This is a genomic window from Pseudomonas sp. SBB6 (genome assembly GCF_024213215.1).
Classification (GTDB): Bacteria; Pseudomonadota; Gammaproteobacteria; order Pseudomonadales; family Pseudomonadaceae; genus Aquipseudomonas; species Aquipseudomonas donghuensis.
On sequence record NZ_JANAVH010000012.1, the window covers coordinates 135,348 to 149,823 of the forward strand.

General features: G+C 59.0%; 14 protein-coding genes. 6 read left to right on the forward strand and 8 right to left on the reverse strand.

Features of this window, described 5'->3' with window-relative positions; all coding sequences use genetic code 11:
* Window positions 1-13 precede the first annotated feature (13 nt).
* The 3 genes from alg8 to yaaA form a co-directional block, all read right to left on the reverse strand.
* Window positions 14-1,504 (reverse strand): mannuronan synthase, encoded by a 1,491-nt coding sequence (gene alg8, locus NLX68_RS21600; protein WP_254285728.1) that lies wholly within the window; start codon window positions 1,502-1,504, stop codon window positions 14-16.
* 61 nt (window positions 1,505-1,565) lie between these two features.
* Entirely contained in the window at window positions 1,566-2,882 is a 1,317-nt protein-coding gene (locus NLX68_RS21605; RefSeq protein ID WP_254285729.1) for a nucleotide sugar dehydrogenase, read from the reverse strand.
* A gap of 794 nt (window positions 2,883-3,676) precedes the next feature.
* The gene (yaaA, locus tag NLX68_RS21610) at window positions 3,677-4,456 is read right to left on the reverse strand and encodes a peroxide stress protein YaaA (RefSeq protein ID WP_254285730.1); all 780 of its coding nucleotides are present in this window, start codon (window positions 4,454-4,456) and stop codon (window positions 3,677-3,679) included.
* Window positions 4,457-4,590: 134 nt separating this feature from the next.
* Between yaaA and NLX68_RS21615 the strand changes: the two genes are divergently transcribed.
* Window positions 4,591-5,718 (forward strand): polysaccharide deacetylase family protein, encoded by a 1,128-nt coding sequence (locus NLX68_RS21615; protein ID WP_254285731.1) that lies wholly within the window; start codon window positions 4,591-4,593, stop codon window positions 5,716-5,718.
* A gap of 340 nt (window positions 5,719-6,058) precedes the next feature.
* Window positions 6,059-7,453: a PhoH family protein gene (locus NLX68_RS21620; protein ID WP_254285732.1), complete on the forward strand. Its 1,395-nt coding sequence runs from the start codon at window positions 6,059-6,061 to the stop codon at window positions 7,451-7,453.
* Between the two features lie 41 nt (window positions 7,454-7,494).
* On the opposite strand, the gene NLX68_RS26540 is transcribed toward NLX68_RS21620, so the two are convergent.
* Together NLX68_RS26540 and NLX68_RS21625 are read right to left on the reverse strand one after the other, a co-directional pair.
* On the reverse strand, window positions 7,495-8,070 hold the full coding sequence (locus NLX68_RS26540) for an MFS transporter (RefSeq protein ID WP_367949542.1): 576 nt from the start codon (window positions 8,068-8,070) through the stop codon (window positions 7,495-7,497).
* On the reverse strand, window positions 8,019-8,723 hold the full coding sequence (locus NLX68_RS21625; protein ID WP_254285733.1) for an MFS transporter: 705 nt from the start codon (window positions 8,721-8,723) through the stop codon (window positions 8,019-8,021). Before NLX68_RS21625 ends, NLX68_RS26540 begins: the two co-directional genes overlap by 52 nt.
* A 735-nt stretch (window positions 8,724-9,458) precedes the next feature.
* On the opposite strand from NLX68_RS21625, the gene moaC reads away from it, so the two are divergent.
* The 4 genes from moaC (at window position 9,459) to NLX68_RS21645 (ending at window position 11,612) form a co-directional block, all read left to right on the forward strand.
* Window positions 9,459-9,935, forward strand: a complete 477-nt coding sequence (moaC, locus tag NLX68_RS21630; RefSeq protein ID WP_010220726.1) for a cyclic pyranopterin monophosphate synthase MoaC — start codon at window positions 9,459-9,461, stop codon at window positions 9,933-9,935.
* The gene (gene moaD / locus NLX68_RS21635; protein ID WP_254285734.1) at window positions 9,932-10,177 is read left to right on the forward strand and encodes a molybdopterin converting factor subunit 1; all 246 of its coding nucleotides are present in this window, start codon (window positions 9,932-9,934) and stop codon (window positions 10,175-10,177) included. The genes moaC and moaD overlap by 4 nt, the downstream gene beginning before the upstream one ends.
* A 1-nt stretch (window position 10,178) precedes the next feature.
* Window positions 10,179-10,625 (forward strand): molybdopterin synthase catalytic subunit MoaE, encoded by a 447-nt coding sequence (gene moaE / locus NLX68_RS21640; protein WP_254285735.1) that lies wholly within the window; start codon window positions 10,179-10,181, stop codon window positions 10,623-10,625.
* Window positions 10,626-10,835: 210 nt separating this feature from the next.
* Window positions 10,836-11,612 carry an ABC transporter substrate-binding protein gene (locus NLX68_RS21645; RefSeq protein ID WP_254285736.1) on the forward strand — a complete coding sequence of 259 codons (777 nt, stop codon included), beginning with the start codon at window positions 10,836-10,838 and terminating at the stop codon, window positions 11,610-11,612.
* 29 nt (window positions 11,613-11,641) lie between these two features.
* Here the strand turns inward: NLX68_RS21645 and NLX68_RS21650 are convergent, their stop codons facing one another.
* The 3 genes from NLX68_RS21650 to NLX68_RS21660 all read right to left on the reverse strand — a co-directional run bounded on the left by NLX68_RS21650 (window position 11,642) and on the right by NLX68_RS21660 (window position 14,434).
* The gene (locus NLX68_RS21650) at window positions 11,642-12,268 is read right to left on the reverse strand and encodes a transcriptional regulator (protein WP_254285737.1); all 627 of its coding nucleotides are present in this window, start codon (window positions 12,266-12,268) and stop codon (window positions 11,642-11,644) included.
* Between the two features lie 74 nt (window positions 12,269-12,342).
* A complete protein-coding gene (locus NLX68_RS21655) occupies window positions 12,343-13,473 on the reverse strand; it encodes an FAD-binding oxidoreductase (protein WP_254285738.1) in 1,131 nt (376 codons plus the stop codon).
* A gap of 10 nt (window positions 13,474-13,483) precedes the next feature.
* Window positions 13,484-14,434: an ornithine cyclodeaminase family protein gene (locus NLX68_RS21660; RefSeq protein ID WP_254285739.1), complete on the reverse strand. Its 951-nt coding sequence runs from the start codon at window positions 14,432-14,434 to the stop codon at window positions 13,484-13,486.
* Between the last annotated feature and the right edge of the window lie 42 nt (window positions 14,435-14,476).

Genomic DNA, 14,476 nt, shown 5'->3' on the forward strand with positions numbered 1-14,476 from the left:
ATCGGGTTCCGGCTCACACGACCATGAACAGCACAGCAATGAAGATGCTGGCCGCCGAGAAGGTCATGGTCCGGGAGGACCAGGTGTTGAACCATTGTTGAAAGCTGGCGAGGTCGCGTTTGAGGGCAGTGGGCTGGCGGGTCCAGGACTGCTTGTCGAGGCGGAAGAACACGTAGATCTTCATGATCGCGCCGACGATCTGGTTGTAATAAAGAATCAGCGGGTAGGCCGGGCCGATGTTGTGGCCCGAGCACAGCAGCATGATCGTCAGGATCAGCCGGGTGATGCCGATCCACAGCAGGTACACCAGCAGGAACGCCGGGCCGAACTTGAGGCTGGCGATCACCGCGACGGTCAGGCCCAGCAGGCTGGTCCACATCGACACGCGCTGGTCGAACAGCACCACACTGGTGAACAGACCCAGGCGACGGATACCCAGGCCCAGGGCCCGGGAGTTCTGCCGCAGGTTGTTGCCGTACCAGCGGTACATCAGTTTGCGGCTGGCCTTGATGAAGCTTTTTTCCGGCGGGTGCTCGACCGTGTTGATCGCCGCATCCGGCACGTAGAAGGTGTCGTAGCCCAGGCGCATGAGGCTGAACCAGCTGGACTTGTCGTCACCGGTGAGAAACTTGAAGCGGCCCAGGCGCCAGTGCTGCAGCGAGTCGTTCTCGACGTCGGCGATGAACTCGGGGTTGGTCACCACGGCGGCGCGGAACACCGACATGCGCCCGGTCATGGTCAGCACGCGCTTGGACAGGGCCATCGAGCACATGTTGATGTGGCGCTGGGCGAAGCGCAGCTTGTGCCACTCGCTCATGATGTAGCCGCCACGCACTTCACAGAATTCGTTGGTGGTCAGGCCGCCGACATTGCCGAACAGCTTGAACCAGGGCACGGTCTTGCGGACCACGCCTTCGCCGAGCACGGTGTCGCCATCGATCACCGCGACCACGGCGTTCTCATCCGGCAGGTGGCGGGAGATGGCACGAAAGCCGTAGGCCAGGCCGTCGCGTTTGCCGGTACCGGCAATGCGCACGAAGTCGAGGGTTACACGCTCCGGCGGGTTGTATTTTTCCCACAGGCTTTTCACCAGCAGTTCGTCGGACATTTCCACCAGTGAACAGACCACCGTCGTCGGGTAGCCGCAGTCGATCGCCTCGCGGATCACCGAGCTGTAGACCTGGGCGGTGGTCAGCGCATCGATGCGAAAGCTGGTGACCATCAGGTACACGTGGGACGGGTCGGCCGCGCTACCGAGCTTGCGCACCTTGCGCCGCAGGTAGGGGTAGACCACGTAGAGGAACAGCATGCCGCGCACAAAGTGCGTGGCTCCCATGGAATAGCGCCAGATGCCGACGGCGCCGACCAGGAAAATGAAGTCCTTCGAGTCGGGGTCGAAAATGGAGTTGGGCAAGGCCAGGGAGATCAACATGAGCAGGCTCACATAGAACAGCCAACCGGCGACCTGTAACAGGCCGTGCTTGAGCCTTTGCATGTTCTGCATCCGTATCGAATGGAAGGGCGTTGATGGCGCGCGGGGCCGGGTAGCCCCGCGCAGCCTGTGGTTACCAGCAAATACCTTCGGTACGGCTGGCCGGGCAGGATGGTTTGTTCATGAAACCGACCAGGTCGATGACCTGTTTGCCTTCCGGAGCCTGTTGGGCCAGGGCACGGAATTTCTCGTCGCGGTTGCCCAGGACGATCACGTCGGCGTGCTTGATCACCTGGTCGAAGTCGGCATTGAGCAGCGACGACACGTGCGGGATCTTCGACTCGATGTAGTCCTTGTTGGCGCCGTTGACCCGCGCATACTCGACGTTGCTGTCGTAGATGTTCAGGTCGTAGCCCTTGCCGATCAGGCGTTCGGCCAGTTCCACCAGCGGGCTTTCACGCAGGTCGTCGGTGCCGGCCTTGAAGCTCAGGCCGAGCAGGGCGACCTTGCGCTTGTCGTGGCTCTCGATGATGTCGAAGGCGTTCTGCACCTGCGATTCGTTGCTGCTCATCAGCGAGTTGAGCAGCGGTGCTTTGACGTCCAGGCTGCCGGCGCGGTAGGTCAGGGCGCGCACGTCCTTGGGCAGGCACGAGCCGCCGAAGGCAAAGCCCGGGCGCATGTAGTACTGCGACAGGTTCAGGGCCTTGTCCTGGCAGACCACGTCCATCACTTCACGGCCATCGACGCCGACAGCCTTGGCGATGTTGCCGATCTCGTTGGCGAAGGTGACCTTGGTGGCGTGCCAGACGTTGCAGGTGTACTTGATCATCTCGGCCACTTCGATGTCCTTGCGGATGATCGGTGCGTCGAGTTCCTCGTACAGCGATTGCAGAAGGTCGCCACTGGTTTTGTCCAGCTCGCCGATGACGGTCATTGGCGGTTGGTCGTAGTCTTTGATCGCGGTGCTTTCGCGCAGGAATTCCGGGTTGACCGCCACGCCGAAGTCGACGCCGGCCTTTTTCCCCGAACAGTCTTCGAGGATCGGGATGACCACGTTCTTCACTGTGCCCGGCAATACGGTGCTGCGCACCACGATGGTGTGGCGGCTGGATTTTTCCCGCAGCACGAAGCCGATTTCGCGGCACACCGACTCGATGTATTCCAGGCCCAGGTCGCCGTTCTTCTTGCTTGGCGTACCGACGCAGATCATCGACAGGTCGCTGTCGCGAATGGCGGCGGCAAAATCGGTGGTGCCACGCAGGCGGCCATTGTCGATACCCTGTTGCAGCAGGGCTTCGAGGCCCGGTTCGACAATCGGCGATTTGCCTTGGTTGATCAGGTCGATCTTGGTGGTGGATACATCGACGCCAATCACTTCATGACCCCGTGCCGACAGGCAGCCAGCACAGACTGCACCCACATAACCCAAACCAAAGATGCTGATACGCATCGCATTCACCTCATGTGTTTATCACGCCGGCTCAATAAGAAGAGCCAGACCGGGTTGATTAACCAGCAGTTATCGGGCACACGGCGGCGTGGCAAAAAGATGTCACTTCACCGTGTGCAGGCATATAAATATCAAGTGCAAAAGTCTTTGCACTTAAACTTGGCAGCCAAAGGCCAATAATTATGGGCGTGCCCTGTTATGCAGCCGTCTTTATTGCAGATCGGTTACCCGGAACTGCAGTGCTTGTTCTTTCAAGTGAATAAAATCCTTTGAAATCAACCACAAGGACGATTTATAGGGGCGCGTTTCTCCTGGGTTCAACTGTAGGTCGGGCGACCGACACTCAAGTCAAAGTTGTCTGGATGCACAATGGCTGTGCGCTCCAATCAATGATGTAAGTCATCTCTCACCTGTCGCTCGAGAATCGTTACGGGTGGTATGAGCGACGGCTGAGGGGATAAGTTCCGGGGCGAGTTCAGAGGCCGTGAAAGATTTTTTAATATTTTATCTGATGGCCATACTTTCACTTTGATGGCACTTGGCAGTTTAATCCCTGTATATAAAGGGCGAACGCGAGGGGGGATGTTTTTGTGCCAGTACCGGAATTTTTTTTTCGAAATTCGTCAAAAAATTACGAACGGTCTTATGGCATTTTGCAATAAAACTAGAGGGGTGGTTTTTTTGGCGTCAGGATTGTGGCGATTGTTCAGGCGTCATCGCTGGCAAGCCAGTGCCCACAAAAACCTGTGGGAGCTGGCTTGCCAGCGATTGGGCTGCGAAGCGGCCCCAGGGGGTTACTCGTCCGGATGATCGCGCAGGAACACCAGGTTATCGGCCTTCGACAGCTCGGCACTGTAGTAGTAGCCCTGCATATCGAACTGCTTGAGCTGCTCGGGATCGTTGATGCGTTCCTGGATCACGAAACGGCTCATCATGCCGCGGGCCTTTTTGGCGTAGAAGCTGATGATCTTGTACTGGCCGTTCTTGAAGTCGCGAAATTCGGTGTTGATCACCCGCGCCTTGAGGGCACTGCGCTTGACCGCGCTGAAGTACTCGTTGCTGGCCAGGTTCAGCAGCAGCTCGTCGCCTTGCTCGGCCAGGGCCTGGTTCAGCCATTCGCTGATGCGCGTGCCCCAGAAGGCATACAGGTCCTTGCCACGGGCGTTGGCGAGCTTGGTGCCCATTTCCAGGCGATAGGGCTGCATCAGGTCCAGCGGGCGCAGCAGGCCGTACAGGCCGGAGAGCATGCGCAGGTGATCCTGGGCGTAGCTGAAGTCGTCTTCGCTGAGGGTCTGGGCATCCAGGCCGGTGTACACGTCACCCTTGAACGCCAGCAGCGCCTGCTTGGCGTTTTCCGGGGTGAAGGCCGGGGTCCAGCTGCCGAAGCGCGCGGCATTGAGGCCCGCGAGCTTGTCGGAGAGGTGCATCAGTTCGCTGATCTGCGCAGGCGACAGTTCACGCAGTTGCACGATCAGTTCCTGGGAGTCGTCCAGGTACTGCGGCTGGGTGTAGCGTTGGGTCACCGGCGGGGTGTCGTAGTCGAGGGTCTTGGCGGGGGAAATCACCGTCAGCATCAGGTCGGCTCCTTTATTCGTGGCGCCGATTCTACGGGGCGGGGGCGGCGATCTCCAGCTATCAAGGTAATAGCCACAGACCATCCCGACACTTGGCGCTATAGTGCGCGGCGAGGAAAACGGAGAGCCCGATCGTGCGCATTGCCCTTCTCTTACTGGCCGGACTGTTCAGCGTTGCTGCTGGGGCAGCGCCTGCCCCGGTCGCCACCTTTGACCGCAGCCACTGGCCTGAGCCGCTCGACAGCCCGGCGCTGTTCGATGTCGCCTCGCGCGCCGAGATCCTCGGCTTCGCCCGGGTGCTGGGTGAAAGCGAGGTGCTTGATCAGGGCGCCCTGGCGGCGCGGCTGAACCTGCGGCAGATCAACCTGGTGTCGATCAACAGCCTGCGCCAGCGCCTTTGGCAGCGCTTGTGGCGCAATTACGACCTGGCCCAGAAGAGCTGCGAGCAGGACGCCTCATTCTGCTATGCCATCGATGACCTGGCGGATTTTCGCAAACAGGCGGCGACCTTCGAGGTTGCCGCCGATTCCTTTTATGGCGGTTGGGCCGAGCCCGGCCGCGCATTTCATGAGCGCTACCTGGACGAGTTGCTGCGCAAGGCCGCGCTGTTCCCGCAGACCGCCAGCGAGATCGAGCGCTTTTCCGACCTTGAGCGCAATGGCGAAGAACTCAACGACCGGCTGTTTATGCTGACCTTCGATGGCGGCCCGTCATTGGCTGGCGGCAGTACCGATGGCCTGACCGCGTTCCTGCGTCGGCAAAAGCTCGGCGCTACCTTCTTTGTACTCGGGAACAGTTTGCAGAACCGGCGCGACAAGACTTCGCTGGCGGACCTGCGCGAACTCTACAAAGGCCAGTGCGTGGGCCTGCAGGGCTGGCAGTATCGCTCTCACGGGCAATGGCAAGGTTGGCAGGACTCGGTCTTGCGTAGCCAGGCACGGGTGCAAAGCGACTTGCCGGCGCAGTATGTACCGTTGTTCAGACCGCCTTACGGGCAGCGGCGCGCCGACAGCCAGGCATTCTTTACCAGCCAGCACCTGCAGGTGCTGTTGTGGGATATCGATGCCCAGGATCAGGGAGCGCTCAGCAGCGAGCAGTCGGCGCAACGGGTGCTGACGTTGATGCTGCTTTGGCGCAAGGGGCTGATCCAGTTTCACGATGCCCAGCCCAAGGCGCAGGAGGCGGTTGCCTGGTTGCTCAAGCAAACGGCGCAGAGTGGAATTGGTTGGGAAGATTGCAGGAATTTCGGCGAAAAGCTGTGAAAATCCAAGGATCTGGTGACGAAAGGAAATAAAACGCCGCAGTCATTTAACATGACTGGATTTATGACTGTAGCGGTGCTTTGCCCCTGCGCCAAGGGCAAAATGTCTTGTAGAAAAATAAACTTCAAAAATGCGTAAAAATGCTTTTTTCGGTCATGGGTTTTGCGGTATTACGAAGACAGACCGCCGAACCCTGCAGCACAGGTGGCGTCCTACGGCCCATTCTTTGTTCGCAGCTCCCTACCCGTAACGACGCGGGCCCGGGGAGAACCGGCGGCCACTTCGCGGCGCAGCACCGCTCAGGTATTGCGTCGTCTGGCTCCCACAAAGGTGACCGAGTATGGATGATCAAGGACGCACCACTTCCTCCAACCAGCCAATCCTTTATGTGCTCGATACCAATGTACTGATTCACGATCCCAACGCATTGCTCAACTTCGAGGAGCACCACGTCGCCATCCCGATGACGGTGCTGGAGGAGCTCGACAAACTCAAGACCGGCAAACAGACGATTGCCGCCGAATGTCGCCAGGCCATCCGCCTGATCGACCAGACCCTGGGCGATGCCACGCCGGCCGATGTCGAGCAGGGCGTGCCGATCCAGCGGGGCAAGAGCGGCCCCAAAGGCTTTTTGTCCATTCTCATGAGCCCGCGCAACGAGCCCAACCGCCTGCTGCCGGAAAACCTCAACGACAACATCATCATCAACCAGTTGCTGGAGCTGCGTGGTCGACGCCAGGAACTGGACGTGGTGCTGGTCACCAAAGACATCAACATGCGCCTCAAGGCCCGCGCCTGTGGGATTGCGGCCGAGGACTACAGCACCGACCAGTTGGTTGACGACGTTTCCCTGCTGTCCAAGGGCTATCACAGCGTCACCGGCTCGTTCTGGGACCGCGTCAGCAAGGTCGAGACCCGTCAGGACCATGGCCGCACCTGGCACCGGGTGCAGATGATCGATAACCTGCCGGCCGTGCATATCAACGAGTTCATCATTGACGAACAGGGCTTCGTCGGCTGGATCAAGGGCATCAAGGATGGCGAGCTGGTGCTGCTCGACCTGCACCAGGAGCCACTGCTGCACCAGGAGGCCTGGGGCCTCAAGCCCCGGGACATTCATCAGAGCCTGGCGCTGTTCGCCTTGCTTGACCCGGACATTCACCTGGTCAACCTGACCGGTGCCGCCGGTTCCGGCAAGACCATCCTGGCCCTGGCTGCCGCCATCGAGCAGACCATGGTCAGCAAGCGCTACCGGCGCATCATCGCCACCCGCAGCGTGCAGGGGCTGGACCAGGAAATCGGCTTCCTGCCGGGTACCGAAGCAGAAAAAATGGAGCCTTGGCTCGGGGCAATCACCGACAACCTCGAAGCCTTGCACATGGATGACGAAAACACCCATGGCAGTGTCGAGTACATCCTTGAGCGGGTGCCGCTGCAGTTCAAATCGCTGAACTACATTCGCGGCCGCAGCTTCCAGCAGAGCCTGATCCTGATCGACGAATGCCAGAACCTCACCCCGCACCAGATGAAAACCATCATCACCCGTGCCGGCACCGGTTCCAAGGTGATCTGCCTGGGTAACCTGGCGCAGATCGACACCCCTTACCTGTCCGCTACCAGCTCCGGCCTTACCTACCTGACCGAACGCTTCAAGGACTTCCCCAACGGCGTACACATCACCCTGCAGGGCGTGCCGCGCTCGATCCTGGCCGAATACGCCGAATCGCATCTGTAACCTTTAACTGCAAGTCTGCGCTTTCGCAGGCTTGCAGTGTTTCAGTCTATGGTTGCACTGTCTCGTGGGCTGGTACTTTCTGAATGATTCGTCCGATGGGTAATATGTAGCGTGCAAGCGATCAAGGTGGTGGAGATGCCTGCCGCTAAGAGAACGCTAGCGATGTTGGCCAATTCCGCTAGCCAACCACCCAGTATGGGGAAACTGATGAACAGAGCGATGGATAGAGTGCGCACAGTCGCAAATGTCGTACCCAATTTGTTAGGGGGACAAGTGAGTTGCAAAGTGGTTGTGAGGCCCTGAGTTGTCAGGCCATAGGCGAATCCGGCGAGAAGAAAAAGTAGCGACAAGAGATTAAGCTCGAAATACGCAGGAAAAAAGCTGAGAGATCCGACTGCGAGTACTGCGAGACCAAAACACATCGACGCTATTGTGGAGCAGATACGCGAACCACTACGATAAAGGCGTGGAAACAAGAAGCCTGCAAAAATGCCGCCCAGTGCAGTTGCACTGACGATAACGCCGAAAGACGTTGCACTTTGTCCATTCCCCTTCAACAGCAAGCTCAATAGAGAGTCGTATAGACCCAGGGCGGCTGACTGGGAAAGTATGCACATAAAAAAATACGTGCGGTCAATTGTTTTTTGAAAAAATTATAGATTTGTCGGTTGCTGGTTTTTGGAATTAAAGGACATGTGGCCTCGCTTCTCATGATCCTTGCAGATAGTAAAGTTACGAATAGTAAACCGCACAAACACACAAAAGCGGAAAGTAAAAAACCGGCTGACTTAAAACTCAATCCTGTGAGAATCCCAGCGGCAAGGGGGGATACGATTTTTACGGTTTGATCTATTATCATAATTAATGAAGTGTTACGGATAATCTGCGGTGCGGTCAGCAAGTTTCTTGTGAGAACGACTTCGGCCGCTGTTGAGCCAAGGTTAGATAAGCCCTTTAGCATTGTAAATGCCAAAAACAACTCGACGGAAGGGGCTGCAAACAGAGCGCAAGATGCAATGAAACGAATACAGAAACTGACCGAGATTATTATGCAGGGGTTGCATCGGTCTGCCAATGAACCTAGATAAGGGCCAAAGAGAAGTGCCGGAATCCCATACAAGGAAGCTGCTAATGCTAGCGTTTGTGCCGAGGCATCGAAAATGAAAGTTAGCGTCGAAAAAATGAGTATGAAGTCGAGCCATAGTACAACAGAGCTGCAGAACCGGATTCCACACAGAGAGAAGTAGTTCTTGGTGCTGATCTGTTGCATTCAAAACCCTCCTGGCTTGACGTGCATGGTGTCATTTATCACGCGTGTCGTTATTTTATGGTGAATGCAGAAGGTTTCGAAGCCTGTGCGGTTATTGATAAAGCCAGAATTCGTAAAATCTATCTAGGAATCGGCGATCAAAAAAATCATATTGATGTCCTGTTTGCAAATTCCAAGCGACAAATCTACCTTTGCTGACGGTGAAAATTATATTCTCATTGATGTTGTATTCATTCATGTAATTGTCTCCGGATTGGACAGGTATGGCCTGCCCAATATCAAGATTAACTTACAAGTGCCTGCTTATCATTCAGTCTTGTGACCAAGATGTGGTAGGCGTCGTTCGACAGTGAACTAAGATGGCTCTGCATGATGATTTTTTTCATGTGAATCCCTCGTTATTTTTGGTGAGGCTTGATGGCCTCATGTGTGAGGATAATTTTGCTCTGGTCAATGTCAATATTAGATGTGGCCAGGAGAATCTTATAAGGTTGTAAGATTATTCGTGGTTTTTATGTGTTTTAAGTATCAGTAAGTTAGAGGGTTTTCTATTTCATGTGCAGGGTGATCCGTTGAAATTAATTCTGGGTATGGCGACCTTTAGTGCTCTCAACGCAAGATCTATATTCAGCCGTACGCCCCAATGAAGCGCCTTGACGCTGGCCCAGGCTATTTTTCGCTTCGAAGACCTGACCCCAGGGTTTACACTCTTTGCTCCTGAACAGGAGGAAAGCTGTGCTGACTCATCTCGATTCCCAAGGTCGCGCCAATATGGTCGACGTCACCGATAAAGCCGTGACTTCGCGTGAGGCCGTGGCCGAAGCGCGGGTGCGCATGCTCCCGCAAACCCTGCAGATGATCGTCGAAGGCGAGCACCCCAAGGGTGACGTGTTTGCCGTGGCGCGCATTGCTGGCATCCAGGCGGCAAAGAAAACCAGCGACCTGATTCCGTTGTGCCACCCGTTGCTGCTGACCAGCGTCAAGGTCGAGCTCAGCGCTGAAGGCAACGACACCGTTTACATCGTCGCCCGCTGCAAGCTGGCCGGGCAGACCGGCGTGGAAATGGAAGCCCTGACCGCTGCCAGCGTCGCGGCCCTGACCATCTACGACATGTGCAAGGCGGTCGACCGCGGCATGATCATCGACGGCGTGCGCGTGCTGGAGAAACTGGGCGGCAAGAGCGGCCATTACCAGGCGGATGAAGTCAAATGAGCATTAAGGTGATGTATTTCGCCCGTTACCGGGAGGTTCTGGGTATCGACGTCGAGAAGCTCGACGGTTCGTTCGCTACCCTGGATGACGTACGCAAGGCACTGGTCGCAAAGGGCGGCAAGCATGAGGTGCTGAGCGAACAGAACCTGATGTGCGCGCGTAACGAAGAGCTGTGCAAGCTGGACGAGCCGCTTGAAGACGGTGACGAAGTGGCGTTCTTCCCGCCAGTGACGGGAGGCTGAGATGAGCGTTCGAGTCCAGGCCGAGGCCTTTGATCCGGGTGTCGAAGTCAACGCCATGCACGCGGCCAATGTTGGCGTGGGCGCGGTGGTGGGTTTTGTCGGCTACGTGCGCGACTTCAATGATGGCCAGGACGTGGCGGGGATGTTCCTCGAGCACTACCCGGGCATGACCGAAAAGGCCCTGGCCAAGATCGTGGTTGAAGCTGAGCAGCGCTGGCCACTGCTCAAGGTCGAGGTGCTGCACCGTATCGGCGGCCTTGAACCGGGCGAGCCGATCGTCTTCGTCGGCGTCGCCAGTGCTCATCGCCAGGCCGCGTTCGACGCCTGCAATTTCATCATGGACTACCTCAAGACCCGTGCGCCGTTCTGGAAGAAGGAACAGACCGGGGACGGCCCGCGCTGGGTCGAAGGCAAGCAGAGTGATGAAGACGCTGCCGGGCGCTGGTAAATCTGATCGCGGGGCAAGCCCGCTCCTACAGGGAGCACAGAAATCCAGGTAGGAGCGGGCTTGCCCCGCGATGTTTTTGCTTGTTGAGTTTTAATACCAAAAAGTCCAGTATGGAATTATAAGTACAAAATAGTTCCAGGCCGACCCTTGCCTGCCCCCTTTCCCTCTGTCTTGCAACACACCTCCAACAACGAGCGAGAGAGACCCGTCATGAACAAGTTCACCCTGATCAGCGGTCTGGCCATGAGCCTGTTGGCCAGCAGCAGTCTGTACGCCGCTGGGGATACCCTGCGCATCGGCATCGAAGCCGCCTACCCACCCTTTGCCTCGAAGAATGACAAAGGCCAGATCGTCGGTTTCGACTACGACATCGGCAACGCCCTGTGCGCGCAAATGCAGGTCAAGTGTGAATGGAAAGAAGTCGAGTTCGACGGTCTGATCCCTTCGCTGAAAGTGAAGAAAATCGACGCCGCGCTGTCGTCGATGACCATCAGCGAAGAGCGCAAGAAGTCCGTGGACTTCACCCACAAGTACTACTTCACCTCATCGCGGCTGGTGATGAAAAAAGGCGCGGTGGTCGATGACCAGTACGAAAGCCTCAAGGGCAAGACCGTCGGCGTGCAGCGCGCGACCACCACTGATCGCTACGCCACCGAGGTGTTCGAACCCAAGGGCATCAAGGTCAAGCGCTACGGCAACAACGAAGAAATCTACATGGACCTGGCATCCGGTCGGGTCGATGCGATTTTTGCCGACACCATTCCCCTGGAAGACTTCCTGTCCATGCCCCGCGGCGCGGACTACGCCTTTACCGGCCCAGAGCTCAAAGATCCGAAATACGTCGGTGAAGGCGCGGGGATTGCCGTGCGCAAGGGCAATGGCGAGCTGGTCAGCCAGCTCAACCAGGCCATTGACGCTATCCGCGCCAACGGCGAATACCAGAAGATCCAGGCCAAGTACTTCAAGTCGGACATCTACGGCGACTGATCGCCGCCTCACTCAAGGCCTGGAGCCAGTCAGGCCTTGAGTTCCTTCAGGTGTTTGTACACCGTCGCCCGTCCCATCCCCAGCACATTGGCCACATAGTTGGCCGCACTCTTGCCCTTGAACGCGCCTTCGGCGTGCAGGGCCAGCACCAGCTCGCGCTTGTGGTCGCGGCTGAGCAGGTTGAGGCTCAGTTGCCGTTGACGCAGCCAGCTGTTGAGGAAGGTGTTGATGCGTTCTTGCCAGTCATCGCGAAACAGCGCATCGGGCTGCGGGATCAACTTGCTAGGCGAGAGGAACAGGTCCAGCGCCGCCTTGGCGTTCTCGAACAGGGAGATATTCAGGTTGATGCACAGCACCGCCAGCGGCTTGCCGGCCGGGTCGCGCAGCACGGTGCTCAGCGAGCGGATCTTTTGCCCGTCCCAATTGAGTTTTTCATAGGGGCCGATGTTGGTCTCGTCGGTGCCTGCCTCGAGCATGTCCTCCAGGGCCGCCTCATCGCCAATCTCGCGCTTGGACAGGTTGTTGGCGATGTAATCGATCTTCTGGCTGCGCAGATCGTGCAGCACTACTTCGGCGTGGGGGAAGAACAGGGTGGCGATGGCGTCGGCGATGGCCCGGTAGTTGTGCAGGGCGGGATCGGGGCGGGGTGTGGGCATTCGGGCAGGCTCCAGGCGGTGTCAGCGCCCTTGGCAAAAGGGCGCTGGGAGTGTGCCGCAATCGCGGCCGGGCGTCACCCTTGCAGGCGGCGCGGCGACAGCATTGCAGCGTTCAGGCCAAAGCCCTTGAGTGCTTCGGGCAAGTCCTCGCCACGCACCAGGGCGGCGCTGGCCTGGCCCATGGCCGGCGAGGTCTGGATGCCATAGCCGCCTTGCGCCGCAACCCAGAACAGGCCCGGTACCTGCGGATCGAAGCCGGCTACCAGGTCGCCGTCGGCAACGAAGCTGCGCAACCCGGCCCAGGTGCGGGTCGGGCGGCGAATGCTCAGGGTGGTGGCTTCTTCGATCTGGTAGATGCCCATGGCGATGTCCAGCTCTTCGGCCTGCACATCATGGGGCTCGACCGGGTCGGCATTGGCCGGAGAGCCGAGCAGCATGCCGGCGTCGGGCTTCATGTAGAACGATTCATCGAGGCTGACCAGCATTGGCCAGGCATGGCTGTCGATACCTTCGGGGCCGGCGAAGATGAACGCGGCGCGGCGCTTGGGCTGCAAGCCCAGTGGCTGGGCGCCGGCCAGTTCAGCGATCTTGTCGGCCCAGGCCCCGGCGGCGTTGATCAGCACGGGGGCGCTGAAGCTGCCACGGCTGGTCTGCACCTGCCAGAGACCGTCGGCGTCGCGGCGCAGTTGCTGAACCTCGCAGTCGCTGTGCACCTCGCCCTGCTGGCGGCGAATGCCGCGCAGATAGCCCTGATGCAGGGCGTCGGTGTCGATGTCGCTGGCGCTCGGGTCATACAGGGCACCATGCACCTTGTCGCGGCGCAGCACCGGCAGGCGTGCGCAGGCCTGCTCGGCGCTGAGCAGCTCGACTTCCGGCACGCAGGCCTTGGCGCTCTGGTACTGGCGCTGCAGCTCTTCAGGGTCGCCGTTGAGGTCGACGGTCATTTCCCCGCGCGGGCTGAGCAGCGGGTGCTCGGCGAAGCCCGCAGGCGGGTGGTCGAAAAACTCGCGGCTGGCCAGGGTCAGCGCGCGCACTTGTGGCGTGCCATAGGCGGCGGTGTACAGCGCCGCCGAGCGGCCGGTGGAGTGGTAGCCCGGCTGCGACTCGCGCTCAAGCAGCAGCACCCGGCCGTGGCCGGCCAGCCAGTAGCCGGTGGAGGCGCCGGCAATCCCGGCGCCGATGATGATGAAATCAGCGTGTTGCATGGAGGTTTCCTCAGTCGGCGCGTGGCAGGCGGTACAGGGCGTTGGCCAGGGCGATGTCTTCAAGGCCCAGGCCGATGGAGCGGAAGAAGGCGTGGCGCTGGTAGGTCGGTTTTTGCGCTGCACCACTGATCAATTGCGCCAGATCGCCGACGATCGCTTCGGCTTGCCAGCCATGTTGCTCGGTGGCAATGCGCATCTCACCGGCGCTGCCCGGGGTGGTCACCCGGTAATCGCAGTAGACATCCATCTCGCTCAAGCTCGCTGGTGGCACTTCATGGGCGCGGACGGCATTGGTACTGATCGAGGTGATCAACGCGGGCTTGCTCAACTGGCGTGGGTCGAGTACCGGGCTGGCCGAGGAGGTGCACAGCAGGATCACGTCGGCATCCACCACGGCCTGCTCCAGGCTCGCGCAGAGCACCAGGCGTGGATCAAGATCGGTCAGGGCCTGGCGCTGCCCGGCCGACTGTTCGCTAAGGCTTGGTGAATACAGGCGGATATCCTGCCAGTCGCGCAGGCCGCGGGCGTAATGCAGGTGCGCGCGGGCAATCGGGCCGCTGCCGACCAGGGTCAGGCGCCGGGCGTCAGTGGCCGCCAGGGCGTCGACGGCCACGGCGGTGGTGGCGGCGGTGCGCGCGGTGGTCAGCTCGCCGGCATCGCACAGGAGCAGGGGTTGGCCGCTGTCCATGGACATCAGCAGGGTCCAGGCGGTGACCAGCGGGCCTTGCTCACGGACGATGTAGGGCGAGGTCTTGACCCCGTACACGCGCTCTTGGGCCAGTACGCCGCCATAGTTGATGAAGTCGCCTTTGCCTGCCGGGAACTCCACCAGTTGCTGGGGCGGTTGCACCGCTTGCCCGGCCGCCAGGTCACGGAACAGGTTGCGCAGGATCTGCGGGACATCCACCTGGGCGAGCAGTTGGCGAGCGAGCTGTTGATCGATGACGAGAGGCGCAGACATGCGAAGCTCCAAATGAACTATTTTGTCTATTATGGACTTTTT